A 14,731-nucleotide genomic window follows, 5' to 3' on the forward strand; every position below is an offset into this window, starting at 1 on the left:
TACTTTTATTTGAGGAAGAGCTCGACGATCTTTGGTAAAAAGATCACCATACCAACGATAATGGCAAAAACCGAAGTAACCAAGACGGCACCGGCAGCCATGTCTTTAATTTTTTTCCCGATCGGATGGAAATGACACTCTGTGACCATATCCACCACATTTTCAAAAACCGTATTGATAATCTCCACAATCCAAACAAGAAAGACTGCTAAAATAATCCACAGCCATTCCAGCAAAGACAGACCTAATAGAAAACTAACAAAGATCGCCATCAAGCCAAAGGCCACATGCTTGCGCATGTTGCGTTCTTCCTTAAAAACGGTGCGAATCCCTTGCAGGGCAAATTCAAAAGAAGTGATAAAATGCTTATTTTTTTCTGTCTTATCTTTTAAGTCCATAGGCATCCAAAATCTCTTTCTGTAGACCAAACATCTCTTTCTCATCTTCAGGAGTCATATGGTCATACCCATTGATATGCAAAAAGCCATGTACGGCTAAGAAGCCTAACTCGCGATCAAAACTGTGTCCATACTCCTCTGCCTGTTCAGCTGCACGCTCTGTTGAGATCATAATATCGCCGAGATTGCGGGGCATCTGCTCCATTTCATCCAGCTCATCCATAATGATCGGCACTTCATCTTCACCCTCTTCTTCCAGAGCAAAGCTGATTACATCTGTTGCAGCGTCTTTTCCACGATAGTCGCGATTAATCACACGAATCGCGGCATTGTCCATAAATGTAACAGACATCTCAGTATCTTTTGGTAGTTTGAGATAATCCGCCGCAAATTGCAGCACACCATCGATCTCTTTGATTTTATCTTCAGAAAGTTCTTCTGTTTCATCAATAAAAGTAATGTCCATTACGCTTCCCCTTTTTTCTCTTGCTCTTCTTTCATTTTCTCCGCTTCAGATTGCATACGAGGATACTTGATTCTGGAATGGAAGGTCGAGCTTAATCCACTGATTAGTGATTTTTCAACAATTCGAATTTCTTTAAGCGTTAAACCTGAGTCGTCCAATTGACCGTCGCTGATTCGTTCTTCGATTAAACTATGAACAAATTCCGTAATTTTATCCAGTGACGGATGATCCATCGCTCGAACAGCTGCTTCACAGCTATCGGCGATATTGACTACCCCAGCTTCACGAGTCTGAGGTTTTGGCCCAGGATAGCGAAACTCTGCTTCCGTGGTTTCTGCATTTCGTTCCTTCGCCTTAATATAAAAATATTTCATCAATGTTGTGCCATGATGCTGGTAACAAATGTCGATGACCATTTGCGGCATCTTATATTCTTTTAAGATTTTCGCACCTTCAATTACGTGACCGAAAATGATCTGCTTACTATCCTCTGGCAACAAGAAGTTATGGGGATTTTCTGCTCCAGTTGGCAAATTTTCCACAAAGAAATTTGCATGACGAATCTTGCCGATATCATGATAATAACAAGCCACTCGCGTCAATAACGACCGGCCGCCGATCTCCGCTACCGCATTGGCGCTTAAATTCGCCACCATCATCGAATGATGATAAGTCCCAGGTGCTTCTTCTAATAATTGTTTCAGCAGCGGATGGTTAGGATTACTTAACTCATTCAGCGTGATGACACTGCTATCTGTGACCAAAAGCTCGATATACGGCTGCAAACCCATCCCCATAATAAAGGACAGCATGCTTGCCGCAAAAGCTCCAAGTAGCATTCCCCACGTTTGACTGTCCGCAAATGATAGCCCTTGATAAATCGTCAAAATAATCCCCCAAGCGATTGGGAAGGCAATGATCCATAATGACGCCTGCTTGACTTGATCTGATAGTCGTCTTTGTTTTACCATCACAGCTAGTGTCCCGGAAAAAAGATAGGTCATTAAGATAACTGGCAAAATATTCGTACCAATAGCATTGTAATAAATAAACAACGCAAAGACCGTCTGGAAAACAGCAGCTAATGCACCTGCGCGACGATTAACAAATACAGTTAAAATCAATGGCACAAACGCCGCTGGGAAAAACAACGCCAAATTAGTCGAACTGCTGCCTTGAAAAGCTTGCAGGATCTTCATAATAAAGACACCGATAGTCATGCTAGCACTGTAAAACAGAATAAAGCGTAATCTTTGAAATTCCACTTCAAATTGACGGCTGTAAAACCATAACAGCACCCCTTGCAGGATTGCTGCCAAGACCATTGCAATCATTGGAAAAATCGATGTACTTGAACTCGTTAAGCCCAATAGTTTCAATTTGTTAATCGCGTTGGCGTCGATCTGGCTGCCTTCACGAACAATCACTTCTCCTTGATAAATCATGACCGGCTGAACTGATTCGCTGGCTTGTTCCTTCAATTCATCCGTCCGCTTTTGATTCAGGGAATCATTCACGATGATCCCTTCCTCAAGTAAGTAACGAGCCGCAAGACTAGCCGTTTCGGAAAGATTTAGTTCTTGAATCTTATCGATTGCTTGTTGCTTATATTCTTCTAAATCGCTTTGACGAATTCGCTTCGCCATTTGCTCATCCACTAACCTCAAGCTCCCAGTTTCAAGCTTATCAAGATCAGTGGCGCTTAATTGCACGATTGCTTGATAAAAATCATCTGGTAATTGCTGATAAAAGGTAACCGTATCTTGATCTAAGCCTTCGAAGCCTTTTTTAACCGCCGCCACTCGTTCATCAACTGTTGGCTGTGGAATCTTTTCTCCATCCTTGGCTTGCGAAGCCTTCGATTGATAGCTTTTATCGAGCTCACCATTCGACTTTTGAATCAATGAAATCAATTGACTGATCCGATCGTGCTGGGTCTGAGCCAGATCTGCTTGGTAGGTATATTCCGGCGTCACCGCTTCAGCAGCTAATTGCCGTTTTTGCGTCGTCTCTGCCTTGTTTTCAATCGTTTTATTCGCGCGAATACTTTCTGAGGCGACTTGGCCTTCTTTGTAGTCGACACTTTTTTGTACAACACTAGTCAGCATCGTCACCATCAAGATGACTGAAAAGACGGCTAGCACTAACGGTATAATCTTTGAACCTAACTTTTTCAGCAAGTTATTGATGGGTCGATTTAACATCCAATTTCCTCCCAGCTTATTTAAAAATAGTCAAACTAAACTTGGAATAGTCCACGTTCGGGTTTTATCACAATTATCTGTTTATAATCATGGACCGCTAACTATTTTTCTTGGTGACGCAAATTCTCATGTTCATAAGCTTCAATGATTTCCGCAACAACTGGATGCCGCACGACATCTCCCGCTTCAAAATTCACAAATCGAATCTTCTTGATTCCTTGCAGCGTCCGCTCCGCATGGATCAAACCGCTGACCTGACCTTTTGGCAGATCGACTTGACTCGTATCACCATTGACGATCATTTTTGAATTGAAACCTAAGCGGGTTAAGAACATTTTCATTTGTGAAATAGTCGTATTTTGTGCCTCATCTAAAATGACAAAAGCATCATCCAACGTCCGACCGCGCATGTAAGCTAGCGGTGCGATTTCGATCACGCCCCGTTCCAGTAAACGATTCGTATGCTCGACACCAAAGATTTGATGCAATGCATCATACATCGGGCGTAAATAAGGATCGACTTTTTCTTTCAAGTCTCCCGGTAAAAAGCCCAGACTTTCCCCTGCTTCAACTGCTGGACGAGTCAAAATGATTCGTTGTACTTCGCCTTTTTTTAACGCAGCAATCGCCATAACAATCGCTAAATACGTCTTACCAGTACCGGCAGGTCCAACGCCAAAAACCACATCGGATTTGCGAATCGCTGCAATATAGCGACTTTGTCCAATATTTTTCGGACGAATCGGCTTTCCGTTGCGGTCCTTTAATAATTCTTCCTCATACATCATAATAAATTCGTCTAAATGATTGTCGCGACCTAAGCGTAACGCCGTCATCACATCTGGCGTCGCAACTTTGATTCCGCGATCAATCAAGACTTGTAATGCTCGAATAATCTCAACAACTAATTTCGCTTCATCCTTCGGTCCAATGATTTGGATCGTTTCACCACGAGTATTAATGGTTGTCTCGGTATTGTCTTCTAAAAATTTTACATGTTTGTCATGGGTCCCTAAAAGCATACTGATGTCATCTTTGCCATCAAGCTTTATTTCAAACGACTCAAAATCGCTGTTAATCAACAAGCCTTCATCCCTTCATTCTTCGTTCCCTCCTATAATACCACACTCTAAATAAAAGAAAAATTGTCTTAACTCTCACTAAAAGAATCCTAAACTTTAGTTATTTAAGAAATAAAACGATTAGTATACAGGCAAACGAACTTTTGGCGAACTATTAAAACAGCTGCCTTCATCTGTTGGCATGCCGCGATTTTTATCATACAAAAAAGGTTCTGATCGTCGTTTGCCAACGTTTTTATTAATCAGGCTACAACGTGAAGTGGAAATCGCAAAAAAAGCCGAGAGAAATTTCTCTCGGCTTCACTATTGCTTACTTGTTCAGGAGTTCCTTGACGACTGCATTGACTTGATTGCCATCGGCTTTGCCTTTGACTTTCGGCATCACTGCCCCCATCACTTTACCAAATTCCTTTGGTGACGTCGCTCCCGTTTTTGTAATTGCTTCTTGAACAATTGCACGAATCTCTTCTTCACTCAGTTGAGCCGGCAAATAGTTTTCAACAATTACGATTTCCTTTTTGACTTTATCAGCCAAATCGGAGCGGTCAGCTTTTTCAAATTCCGTTAAAGAATCACGACGTTGTTTCATCTCACGAGATAAAACGGTCAATTCTTCTTCTTCATTCAAATCCTGACCTTTTTTGATCTGCTCATTTTGAATCGAAGCCTTAAGCATCCGGATCACTTGCAAAGACTCTTTATCTTTTGCTCGCATCGCTTGCTTCATGTCTTCATTCAAGGTAGTAAGTAGTGACAATAGAATCACTCCATTGACAGACTAGAATTTCTTACGTTTTCTAGCTGCTTCTGATTTTTTCTTACGTTTCACACTTGGTTTTTCATAAAATTCACGTTTGCGAGATTCTTGCAGAGTCCCTGCTTTTGAAACGGAACGTTTGAAGCGACGAAGAGCATCGTCAAGAGATTCATTTTTACGAACCACTGTTTTTGACATATAAATTCCCTCCCTCCGGGCTTGAAATGTAACCGTTTTTGTTATTGAAATATACTTTCAACCAACAAGACCGTCCATAAGTCATTATATCCAATGGTCTATTTTGAGTCAAGGTACTGAAGAATTTTAATTCTTAATTTATTCATTAACATTTTGGCATTTTTCACAACGACCGTAAAGTTCAAAGCGATGCCCTTCGATTGAGCAGTCATCTAACTGTTCTTTGAAGAAATCCATTGGGCACATGTGGATCTCTTTGGTCATTCCACAGACCGTACAAATAAAATGATGATGATGTTCAAAACTTTCGCTGCAACTAAAGCGGAACTTCATTTCCCCTTGTAGCTCGGTGTCTTCAATCAAGCCAATCTCACAAAATTCACGTAAATTGCGATACACCGTGTCATAACTTAATCCTGGGAATTGTTCATTCAAATGATTATAAACTTCACGGGCAGAAACGTAACGATTCTTTTTAATCAAAAAATCCAGTAAGGTCTCGCGCTTTTTCGTGTACTTAAAGCCATGCTCTTTCACTTTTCCCAATGCTTTCTCTAACAATGTTGCTTGCGGCATAGTCATCCCTCGATTCAAAGTGTAATGATTCCGAATAAACAATATGGTATAATAAATTATCTTTGATTGCAAGGGAGAATCTCTTTATGAACAGCGAAAAACAAGGCGAACTGGTAACGATTTTTATTATTTCCGATTCTGCTGGAGAAACCGCCTCGAAACTGGCTCAAGCTTCAATGGCACAATATCCGACAGTCGAATTTTGTCTTTTCCGTCGAACCTTCATTCATTCGGAAGAATTATTGTTAAAAGCATTAAATGACGCAAAAGCAGAGAACGGCATGATCATTTATACCTTGATTGATCCGAATTTATCAAAAATAGCGAAAGAATTTTGTAAGCATGAAGACTTGTTTACGATGGATCTATTGAATCCAGTCGTAGATGAAATCGGTCAACGAGCACATGTGGAGCCAACCGGCGAACGGGGCGCGCTTCATCATTTGAACGAAAATTATTTCAAGCGGATCAAAGCAATGGAGTTTGCGGTGAAGTATGACGACGGCAAAGACCCTCGCGGTTTTTTAGAAGCCGACGTGGTCTTACTCGGTGTCTCACGTACATCAAAAACCCCGCTAAGCTTATACTTAGCCAATAAAAATCTTAAAGTTGCGAATTTGCCGCTGATTCCGCAAGCCCATATTCCAAAACAGCTTTTTGAAATCGATCCGAAAAAAATCGTCGGCCTGACGAACGATCCTGAAGTATTGATTGGGATTCGTAAAGAACGGATGCGGGCTTACGGCTTGAATCCTGAAACAGCCTATTCCGATCGCGATAAAATCCAAGCAGAACTGAAATTTGCCAATGATCTTTATCAAAAACTTGGCTGCGAAGTCATCAACGTAGCGACGCTTTCGATTGAAGAAACAGCGGCAATGATCATGAGCGCCTTAGACTTGGAAGACCATAGTTATTACTTTATGGAAGAAGAAAGCTGAAATCATCACGGTTTCAGCTTTCTTTTTTGCTGTCTTTGACGAATCTCGGTTAATGGATAAGGCGTCATTTGATACACGTCATTCAGCCAGTTATGATAAAACAAATGCGCATGTGCCCGCCAGTAATTAGTAATTTTTTCGCCTTCGTAATAATTTTCTGGCTGCGCGGTCGTTAAGCCACGTTCATGATCCCGCAAATATTCTTTTTCCAGTGTATCCGTATCGTATTCAAAATGTCCCATCAAAAAAATATCGTGTTCGTCCTCTGAGAGTAATATCGCTGAGCGTGCGTGATCATCTTTGGCGATTACTTTGATTTTTGGTTGATTTCGCACTTGTTCTTCATTGATTCCAGTATAGCGCGACTGCGGCATCCAAAAACGATCATCAAAGCCACGAAAGAGTCGATGCTGGTATTCGATTTCCTGCTGATAAATGCCAAACATTTTTTCTGGAAAAGGCAGCTTATCGATCCCGAAATGATGATACAAGCCCGCTTGTGCTCCCCAACAAATATGCACGACCGACGTCACCGCTCGCTGACTCCACTCCATGATTTCCACTAACTCAGCCCAATAGTCCACTTCGGTAAAAGTCAGCTGCTCCACCGGCGCCCCCGTAATGATCAAACCATCGTAACAAGTATCAACGATTTGGGAAAACTCCAAATAAAATTTGTCTAAATGATTTTTACTCGTATTTTTCGCTTCATGACTGGCAACCTTTAAAAAATCCACATCGATCTGCAACGGACTTTGACTAATCAGCCGCAGCAAATGAATCTCCGTATCGATTTTATTTGGCATCAAATTCAAGATCAACAGTTTCAATGGACGAATATCTTGGTGCTCCGCCCGCATATTATCGATGGCGAAGATGTCTTCGATTTCTAAGACCGACTTTGCAGGAAAATCAACGTCTAAACGAATCGGCATGCGTTATCCCTCCAATTTATCAAAGGCTTGTTGCAGATCTGCTAAAATGTCCGCTACATTCTCAATCCCGCAAGATAAACGAACGAGTCCAGGAGAAATCCCCGCTTGTCGTAATTCTTCGTCTGTCAACTGACGATGAGTCGACGTCGCCGGATGCAGCGCACACGTTCGAATATCCGCCACGTGAACTTCTAAAGAGACTAAGCCCAAAGCATCCAACCACTTCGCTGCCGTTTCCTTTCCGTCAGCAAATTCGACGGAAATGACACCGCACAAGCCATTTGGTACATATTTTTGTGCCAAAGAATAATCAGCATCCGACTTCAATCCTGGATAATAAACTTTTTCGATGGCTGCTTGTTTTTCTAAAAATTCAGCCACAGTCACCGCATTTTGATAATGTCGATCCATCCGAACAGACAATGTTTCTATTCCAAGATTCAACAAAAAAGAATTTTGCGGCGATGGGGTCGCTCCAAGATCACGCATTAATTGAACCCGCGCCTTCGTGATATAGGCCGCCGCGCCAAATTTTTCAGTGTAGACGATCCCGTGATAGGTTTCATCTGGTTCGGATAATTGCGGAAATTTCCCGTTAGTCCAATCAAAGGTGCCTGCGTCCACGATCACTCCGCCTGTTTGTACGGCATGACCATCTAAATACTTCGTCGTACTATGGATCACAATATCCGCCCCGAATTCAATCGGTCTACAAAAATACGGTGTCGCAAAAGTGTTGTCGATAATAAAAGGAATCGCTAGTTCTTTTGCTACCGTTGAAAATTTTTCAAGGTCCAATACTTTTACTGCTGGATTTGCGATCGTTTCACCGAAGATCGCTTTTGTATTTGGCTTGGCTGCTTGTAACAATTCTTCCACAGACGCATCTTGATCAACAAAAGTTACTTCGATCCCCATTTTTTTAAGCGTATGAGCAAATAAATTATAGGTCCCGCCATAAATGTAGCTAGAAGAAATCAAATGATCACCCGACTCTAAAATATTCAACACCGCGTAAAAGGTCGCTGCTTGTCCTGAGGATGTACATAAGGCACCAACCCCATTTTCCAAAGCCGCGATTTTTTCTTCCACCGCACTGGTCGTTGGATTGGCTAAGCGGGTATAGAAATAACCATTCGCTTCTAAATCAAATAATTTCCCGATCTCTTCTGTTGAGTCGTAAGCATAGGTCGTACTTTGGGTGATTGGCAAGACCCGCGCCCCACCATTTTCCGGCTGATAACCAGCGTGTAAACATTTCGTTTCAAATTCCATCATCATTTCCTCCTTGTTAGTTATCATTTTCAAACTTTTTATGTTAAGTGATTCTCTTTATAAACAGGTTTCGTTTCTCAAACCATTCACTATCCTGCTGAATTTTCTTGATAGCAACTTAGCTGCTAACTCACTAGAAAAGTTTTCTTTTTTCAAAAACCGAAAAAAGATACTTATCTTCGTACGCATACGATTCCACTAAGTATTTGCTCCAAGCTTTGTTTAAAAAATAATTTTCAGCTGATACTCCTTATCATTGCGAAAAGTGGAACTCGCAAAAAAGGGCACCCTCATCTTTTCATATTATGAAAGGACGGGAGTGCCGTGGTACCACCTTGGTTTATCAGGCTCTTGCAAGACTGATCTTTTGTCGTATTGCTACGAACTGCTGTATCGGGCACACCCGTGTCTAATCGACAATCGCTCTGAGACCATCTTCTGATTCATCACTGCTGCTTCTTTTCAGCTACCGAAGCTCTCTGTGGAGTCTGGTGAATCCTACTCTTCTCTTCATCGCAATTAAAATATTTGGACGCCTTCTTTTTCAACGGAAAGGACATCAATCGATGCCTCATGATCATAGGCCTTTAATGCTGTGACTAATTTTTCAGTATTTTCTGGTGGCGTTAAGACTAATACAGTCGGGCCCGCACCACTTAGAAAACTGCCGTATCCACCGTAGGCCTTGCAAAATTCACGAATTTTTTTCAAATGAGGAACCAAATGCTGGCGATGGCTTTCGTGTAAAATATCCTTCTCCATCATTTTACCGGCTAATGGCAGATTCCCATTTAACACTGCGGCAATCATCACGTTGCCGATCGAACTGGCTGTGACCGCATCGCGATAGGACATTTCCTTTGGTAAAACCGCGCGGCTTTCCGCTGTCAGTAATTCATGATTTGGAATGAAAGCAATCACATCGCAATCAGGAAAATGATGCTTCACAAAATTTACTTCATTGTTATTAAAGCTGGCGACGACAAAATCGCCACAAATCGCCGGAGCCACATTATCAGGGTGTCCTTCGATTTTTGTTGCATAGGTCACTTTTTGTGCCGTGGTCATTCCAAGCTTTCCTAAACGATTGGCTAATTCAATTCCCGCTACGACCACTGACGAGCTGCTGCCTAAGCCGCGAGCGATGGGGATGTCTGACGTCATCGTTAATCGATGCGGCTTTAAATTAGGCGCTAAGTCTAAGGCCGTTTGGATCAATAAATTTTTTTCATCAGAAGGAATGTTGCTTCCTAAGTGATGAACGATCTGCCAATTTTTTGTTTCCTCACCAATCTCGATAGTCAAATACTGGGACAAAGCGATCCCACACGAATCAAAGCCGGGACCTAAGTTGGCGCTGGTTGCCGGGACGCGGATTTTCATAGAGCGGCCACTCCTTCACGTAAGTGTCGGCGCATATCCTCCAAGTCACTCATCTTATTGATCTTGATATCTGTTTCGTTAATCGCTGTATCGGGGTCTTTTAAGCCATTTCCGGTAAAGACGGTCACAACCGTTTCACCCGCTTTGATCCGACCGTTTTTCACGTGTTGGATCACACCGGCAAGCGAAGCTGCAGAGCCAGGTTCCACAAAAACACCTTCTTGAGCGGCTACTTTGCGATAGGCATTCAAAATTTCTTCGTCTGTCACAGAATCAATGTAGCCTTGCGATTCATCACGAGCCGCTTCGGCTAACTGCCAACTCGCTGGGTTTCCGATCCGGATCGCCGTTGCAACTGTTTCCGGTTGTTCGATTACTTTTCCGGTAACAATCGCCGCTGCGCCCTCGGCTTCAAAGCCATGCATTCGCGGAAGCTCCGTCCCCTTTTTTTCATGCCATTCTTTGAAGCCCTTCCAGTAAGCCGAAATATTTCCGGCATTACCAACCGGAATCGCCAAAACATCTGGCGCTTTTTCTAATTGTTCGCAAATCTCGAACGCCGCGGTTTTTTGTCCTTCTAAACGATAAGGGTTGACTGAATTTACTAACGCCACTGCTTCTGTCTCGGCAATATCCCGCACGGCTTTCAATGCTTCGTCGAAATTTCCAGGTATCGAAATAATATCCGCCCCATAAGCGATCGCTTGCGCCAATTTCCCCATCGCAATTTTCCCATCTGGTATCACGACGTAAGCTTTAATACCAGCACGTGTAGCATAAGCCGCAGCCGCAGCACTAGTATTTCCGGTTGAAGCGCAAATAATTGCCTTCGCGCCGTCCTCTACTGCTTTTGCTACCGCCATCACCATGCCGCGGTCTTTGAAGGAACCCGTTGGATTCAAGCCTTCATACTTTCCGTATAACGTGATGCCTAACTCTTTTGATAAATTCTTCAAAGGAATCAAAGGTGTATTTCCTTCAGCTAAAGCGATCTGTGGTGTCTTATCCGTAATTGGCAAGTATTCTTTATATTGCTTTAATAGACCTTCGTACATAGTTTATTCCCCCATAACTTTCATCAACGATAAGATTTTGTAACTGGTTTTGTCTTTGATTTCTTGTTGAATGGTCAACATTTTGGTTTCTGAAGTCTCATGGGTAATCAAGACCACTCGGGCATTTTCGCCATCGCCTTTTTCTTGAACGACTTGTTCAAAGCCTACTTGAGTCTCCGTCATGATCTCAGCTAGCTTCAAAAATTGTCCAGCTTCATCCGGCATCTCTAGTGACAAGAAGTACTTGCTGATATTTTCGCTTGGCGGAGTAATTTTGGTTGGCTGCGTATAGCCCGTAAAACGATGCCCCACCGTATTTTTCTTCATCTTATTAACGATCGTCATCAAATCCGCCACGATGCTGGTCGCCGTTGGTCGTGCACCTGCACCGGGACCATAATACATCGATTCGCCAATGCCTGAGCTTTTGACGAAAACGGCGTTCATTTCATTATGGATTGAAGCCAATGGATGTTTATGGGGAACTAGAATGGGTCCTACCTCAACAGAAATGGTATCGTCTTGTTTGATTGTTGAACCAATTAATTTGACGGTATAGCCCAGCTGATCCGCAATTGAAACATCCTCCGCCGCTAACCCGCGAATTCCCTTGATCTTGACTTGATCCATCGTGATGGTCATCCCAAAAGCAAATTTACTCAAGATTACCATTTTATAAGCCGCGTCGATCCCATCAACATCATTGGTTGGGTCACTTTCCGCAAAGCCCAACGCTTGCGCTTCTTTCAAAGTCTCTTCATAAGAGCGATGTTCTTGGACCATTTTTGTCAGCATATAATTGGTCGTGCCATTGACGATCCCTAAAACTTCGGTGATATCATCTGCCGCTAAACTGTTGGCGATCGTCCGTAGGATTGGAATGCCTCCGGCGACACTGGCTTCATAATACAAATTGCGCTGTTGCTCCCGAGCGAGATCAACTAATTCACTGCCATGCTGTGCCAGTAAATCTTTATTGGCCGTCACGACATTTTTACCAGCTATCAAAGCTTGCTTGATAAACGTTTTAGCCGGTTCGATTCGGCCCATGACTTCCACAATGATGGAGATTTCTGGATCATTTAAGATCGCCTCCAATTCGGTCACTAACTCTAAGTGGTATTTATCCGCTAACGCCTGCTTATCTTCTTCTGGACGGACCAATGCTTTGGTGACAACCAAGGGACCGCCAATACTTTTTTCAATTTTTTCTTGATGATCTGCTAAAATTTCTAAAACGCCGGTACCAACCACGCCTAGTCCTAATAGACCCACCTTGACTGTTTTTTCCATAATCCGCCTCCATTTGATTACATTCGTATTAAAAGTAATTTCATCATATTCTAATAGTTAGGTTTCAGTATAACAAAATTTCTACAAAAAAAAAGTGCTTTTCCAAAAAAATTGGAAAAGCACTCTTTTACTGGTGCAAGACGTGTCGAAAGGTTTGTTCCAAAACATCTAAAACGTGTTGATCATCCAAGCTGTAAAGCATCGCCTTACCATCCCGTCGCGCTTTTACCAAACGCTTATCACGCAACAATTTTAACTGGTGAGAAACGGCTGATTGCTCCATTTCTAAAGTATCGCTAATCGAAGAAACATTACGTTCGCCTTCTTTTAGAAACATTAAAATTTTTAGACGGGTCGGGTCACTCAAAACTTTAAAAAATTGACTGACTGCTTGAAATTCTTCGTGTTCCTTCATTTAAAACCCTCATTTACTCTGCGACTTTACGAATCGCTGCTTCATAAGTCGCGATTTTTTCAGCCGCGGCTTCGTGTGAATCTCCTTTGACACCAATATAAAATTTAATTTTTGGTTCTGTTCCAGAAGGTCGGATAGCTAACCATGTGTCGTCTGCCAATGTGTATTTCAACACATCAGAGGCGGGCATTTTGATCTCCGTTTCGTTGCCTTCACTGTCGATCGCTTTAGCTGTTTGGAAATCTTCAGTTAATGTCACAGCGACATCCGCGAATTCTTTCGGTGCTTCTTTACGCAGGTTGCCCATGATCGTTTTGATTTCTTCCGCGCCTTTTTCACCGCTTAAAGTGACTGAGATAGTTTTTTCAGCGTAGTAGCCGTATTCTTCAAAAATTTCTTGCAAACCATCGTACAACGTCTTACCTTGCTTTTTGTAATAAGCCGCAACTTCAGCTAACAAAACAAGTGCTTGGATCGCGTCTTTGTCACGCACAAAGGATTTGATCAAATAGCCATAGCTTTCTTCAAAACCAAACATAAAGGTTTGTGAATGATCATCTTCATATTGTTGAATTTTTTCAGCAATAAATTTAAACCCAGTCAAGACGTTGACCATCTTCACGTTGTACGCATCAGCGATCGTCGTCGCCAATTCACTTGAAACGATTGATTTAAGAACTACCGCGTTTTCTGGCAATGTCCCCGCTTGCTTGTGGGCTTCCAAGATATAACGAATCATAATAGCACCGATTTGATTTCCAGTTAAGACTTCATAACGGCCGTCCGGCAAGCGAACAGCGGCACCTAGACGATCGGCATCGGGATCAGTGGCGATCAATAGATCCGCATCTTCTTTTTCACCTAGTTTAATCGCGTATTCAAAGGCTGAATGTTCTTCTGGGTTTGGTGATTTTACCGTTGAGAAATCTGGATCAGCAATGGCTTGCTCAGGAACTAAAACAAATTTTTCGAAGCCTGCTTGCTTCAACGCTTTTTCCCCCAGCATTTTACCTGTCCCATGTAATGGTGTGTAAACTAATTTCAGTTCCTTGCCCATTTCATTAATCAATGCTTGATTGATCGTAACTGATTTTATTTCTTTTAAATATTCTTTGTCAACTTCTTCACCAATAATATTGATCAAATCGCTGTCTTTCGCTTCTTCATCAGACAGAACTTCTACCTCTAAAGGATTTTCCACGGCGCGAACAAACTTAGTCAGCGCATCCGCATCTTCCGGCGGCATTTGTCCACCATCTTCACCATAGACTTTATACCCGTTATATTCTGCTGGATTGTGAGAAGCGGTGATCATAATACCCGTGAAGGCATTTTCAAAACGAACCGCAAAAGACAATTCTGGTGTTGGTCGTAAACTTTCAAAAACAAACGAAGGAATGTCATGTTGTGCTAAAGTTTTGGCCGCTTCCATCGCGAATTCTGGTGACATATGACGAGAATCATAAGCGATCGCTACTCCACGACGTTTTGTTTCAGGATCTTGTGTATCCATAAAACGTGCTAAGCCTTCCGTTGCTTGACGAATCGTAAAAATGTTCATCCGATTGACACCAGGGCCTAAAATCCCTCGCATACCAGCCGTTCCAAATTCTAATTGTTTATAGAAAGCATCTTTTTTCAACTCTGGATCTTTGCCTAAGTCTTGTAATTCTTTACGCATTTTTTCATCTAATTTATCTGAATCGATCCACTGTTCATAAACTTGTTCCCAAGACATGAAACACACCTCTTT

Annotated in this window: 15 protein-coding genes; 1 reads left to right on the forward strand and 14 read right to left on the reverse strand. The window is 42.3% G+C overall.

Annotated elements, in window-relative coordinates:
• Positions 1–5 precede the first annotated feature (5 nt).
• The 7 genes from RV00_RS08770 to RV00_RS08800 form a co-directional block, all read right to left on the reverse strand.
• A complete protein-coding gene (locus RV00_RS08770) occupies positions 6–404 on the reverse strand; it encodes a diacylglycerol kinase family protein (protein WP_071862235.1) in 399 nt (132 codons plus the stop codon).
• Entirely contained in the window at positions 382–864 is a 483-nt protein-coding gene (gene ybeY, locus RV00_RS08775; protein ID WP_071862236.1) for an rRNA maturation RNase YbeY, read from the reverse strand. Before ybeY ends, RV00_RS08770 begins: the two co-directional genes overlap by 23 nt.
• The gene (locus RV00_RS08780) at positions 864–3,068 is read right to left on the reverse strand and encodes an HD family phosphohydrolase (protein ID WP_071862237.1); all 2,205 of its coding nucleotides are present in this window, start codon (positions 3,066–3,068) and stop codon (positions 864–866) included. The genes ybeY and RV00_RS08780 overlap by 1 nt, the downstream gene beginning before the upstream one ends.
• A gap of 101 nt (positions 3,069–3,169) precedes the next feature.
• A complete protein-coding gene (locus tag RV00_RS08785; protein WP_071862377.1) occupies positions 3,170–4,090 on the reverse strand; it encodes a PhoH family protein in 921 nt (306 codons plus the stop codon).
• A 370-nt stretch (positions 4,091–4,460) separates the two neighbouring features.
• Positions 4,461–4,907 carry a GatB/YqeY domain-containing protein gene (locus tag RV00_RS08790; RefSeq protein WP_071862238.1) on the reverse strand — a complete coding sequence of 149 codons (447 nt, stop codon included), beginning with the start codon at positions 4,905–4,907 and terminating at the stop codon, positions 4,461–4,463.
• A gap of 21 nt (positions 4,908–4,928) precedes the next feature.
• Positions 4,929–5,105, reverse strand: a complete 177-nt coding sequence (gene rpsU / locus RV00_RS08795) for a 30S ribosomal protein S21 (RefSeq protein ID WP_002356740.1) — start codon at positions 5,103–5,105, stop codon at positions 4,929–4,931.
• A 138-nt stretch (positions 5,106–5,243) separates the two neighbouring features.
• The gene (locus RV00_RS08800; protein WP_071862239.1) at positions 5,244–5,681 is read right to left on the reverse strand and encodes a Fur family transcriptional regulator; all 438 of its coding nucleotides are present in this window, start codon (positions 5,679–5,681) and stop codon (positions 5,244–5,246) included.
• Between the two features lie 86 nt (positions 5,682–5,767).
• On the opposite strand from RV00_RS08800, the gene RV00_RS08805 reads away from it, so the two are divergent.
• Positions 5,768–6,622: a pyruvate, water dikinase regulatory protein gene (locus RV00_RS08805; RefSeq protein WP_071862240.1), complete on the forward strand. Its 855-nt coding sequence runs from the start codon at positions 5,768–5,770 to the stop codon at positions 6,620–6,622.
• A gap of 5 nt (positions 6,623–6,627) precedes the next feature.
• Here RV00_RS08805 and RV00_RS08810 read toward each other — a convergent pair whose 3' ends face one another.
• From RV00_RS08810 to RV00_RS08840, 7 genes are all read right to left on the reverse strand, one after another.
• Positions 6,628–7,557, reverse strand: a complete 930-nt coding sequence (locus RV00_RS08810) for a homoserine O-succinyltransferase (RefSeq protein ID WP_071862241.1) — start codon at positions 7,555–7,557, stop codon at positions 6,628–6,630.
• Between the two features lie 3 nt (positions 7,558–7,560).
• A complete protein-coding gene (locus tag RV00_RS08815) occupies positions 7,561–8,832 on the reverse strand; it encodes an O-acetylhomoserine aminocarboxypropyltransferase/cysteine synthase family protein (RefSeq protein WP_071862242.1) in 1,272 nt (423 codons plus the stop codon).
• Positions 8,833–9,351: 519 nt separating this feature from the next.
• Positions 9,352–10,215, reverse strand: a complete 864-nt coding sequence (gene thrB, locus RV00_RS08820) for a homoserine kinase (protein WP_071862243.1) — start codon at positions 10,213–10,215, stop codon at positions 9,352–9,354.
• Positions 10,212–11,270 (reverse strand): threonine synthase, encoded by a 1,059-nt coding sequence (thrC, locus tag RV00_RS08825; RefSeq protein ID WP_071862244.1) that lies wholly within the window; start codon positions 11,268–11,270, stop codon positions 10,212–10,214. Before thrC ends, thrB begins: the two co-directional genes overlap by 4 nt.
• Before the next feature lie 3 nt (positions 11,271–11,273).
• A complete protein-coding gene (locus RV00_RS08830) occupies positions 11,274–12,563 on the reverse strand; it encodes a homoserine dehydrogenase (protein ID WP_071862245.1) in 1,290 nt (429 codons plus the stop codon).
• 127 nt (positions 12,564–12,690) lie between these two features.
• Positions 12,691–12,978 (reverse strand): ArsR/SmtB family transcription factor, encoded by a 288-nt coding sequence (locus tag RV00_RS08835; RefSeq protein ID WP_071862246.1) that lies wholly within the window; start codon positions 12,976–12,978, stop codon positions 12,691–12,693.
• Between the two features lie 13 nt (positions 12,979–12,991).
• Positions 12,992–14,716, reverse strand: a complete 1,725-nt coding sequence (locus RV00_RS08840) for a phospho-sugar mutase (RefSeq protein WP_071862247.1) — start codon at positions 14,714–14,716, stop codon at positions 12,992–12,994.
• Positions 14,717–14,731: the final 15 nt, after the last annotated feature.

This window comes from Enterococcus devriesei (assembly GCF_001885905.1).
In the GTDB taxonomy this organism is placed as follows: Bacteria; Bacillota; Bacilli; order Lactobacillales; family Enterococcaceae; genus Enterococcus_A; species Enterococcus_A devriesei.

What these genes read in the sequence shown, in the direction of transcription:
- RV00_RS08815 (WP_071862242.1), bottom strand. Translation starts at nt 8,832, where the DNA reads ATGGAATTTGAAACGAAATGTTTACACGCTGGTTATCAGCCGGAAAAT.
- RV00_RS08835 (WP_071862246.1), bottom strand. Translation starts at nt 12,978, where the DNA reads ATGAAGGAACACGAAGAATTTCAAGCAGTCAGTCAATTTTTTAAAGTT.
- RV00_RS08805 (WP_071862240.1), top strand. Translation starts at nt 5,768, where the DNA reads ATGAACAGCGAAAAACAAGGCGAACTGGTAACGATTTTTATTATTTCC.
- thrC (WP_071862244.1), bottom strand. Translation starts at nt 11,270, where the DNA reads ATGTACGAAGGTCTATTAAAGCAATATAAAGAATACTTGCCAATTACG.
- RV00_RS08810 (WP_071862241.1), bottom strand. Translation starts at nt 7,557, where the DNA reads ATGCCGATTCGTTTAGACGTTGATTTTCCTGCAAAGTCGGTCTTAGAA.
- rpsU (WP_002356740.1), bottom strand. Translation starts at nt 5,105, where the DNA reads ATGTCAAAAACAGTGGTTCGTAAAAATGAATCTCTTGACGATGCTCTT.
- RV00_RS08840 (WP_071862247.1), bottom strand. Translation starts at nt 14,716, where the DNA reads ATGTCTTGGGAACAAGTTTATGAACAGTGGATCGATTCAGATAAATTA.
- RV00_RS08830 (WP_071862245.1), bottom strand. Translation starts at nt 12,563, where the DNA reads ATGGAAAAAACAGTCAAGGTGGGTCTATTAGGACTAGGCGTGGTTGGT.
- RV00_RS08800 (WP_071862239.1), bottom strand. Translation starts at nt 5,681, where the DNA reads ATGCCGCAAGCAACATTGTTAGAGAAAGCATTGGGAAAAGTGAAAGAG.
- ybeY (WP_071862236.1), bottom strand. Translation starts at nt 864, where the DNA reads ATGGACATTACTTTTATTGATGAAACAGAAGAACTTTCTGAAGATAAA.
- RV00_RS08785 (WP_071862377.1), bottom strand. Translation starts at nt 4,090, where the DNA reads ATGCTTTTAGGGACCCATGACAAACATGTAAAATTTTTAGAAGACAAT.
- RV00_RS08770 (WP_071862235.1), bottom strand. Translation starts at nt 404, where the DNA reads ATGCCTATGGACTTAAAAGATAAGACAGAAAAAAATAAGCATTTTATC.
- thrB (WP_071862243.1), bottom strand. Translation starts at nt 10,215, where the DNA reads ATGAAAATCCGCGTCCCGGCAACCAGCGCCAACTTAGGTCCCGGCTTT.
- RV00_RS08780 (WP_071862237.1), bottom strand. Translation starts at nt 3,068, where the DNA reads ATGTTAAATCGACCCATCAATAACTTGCTGAAAAAGTTAGGTTCAAAG.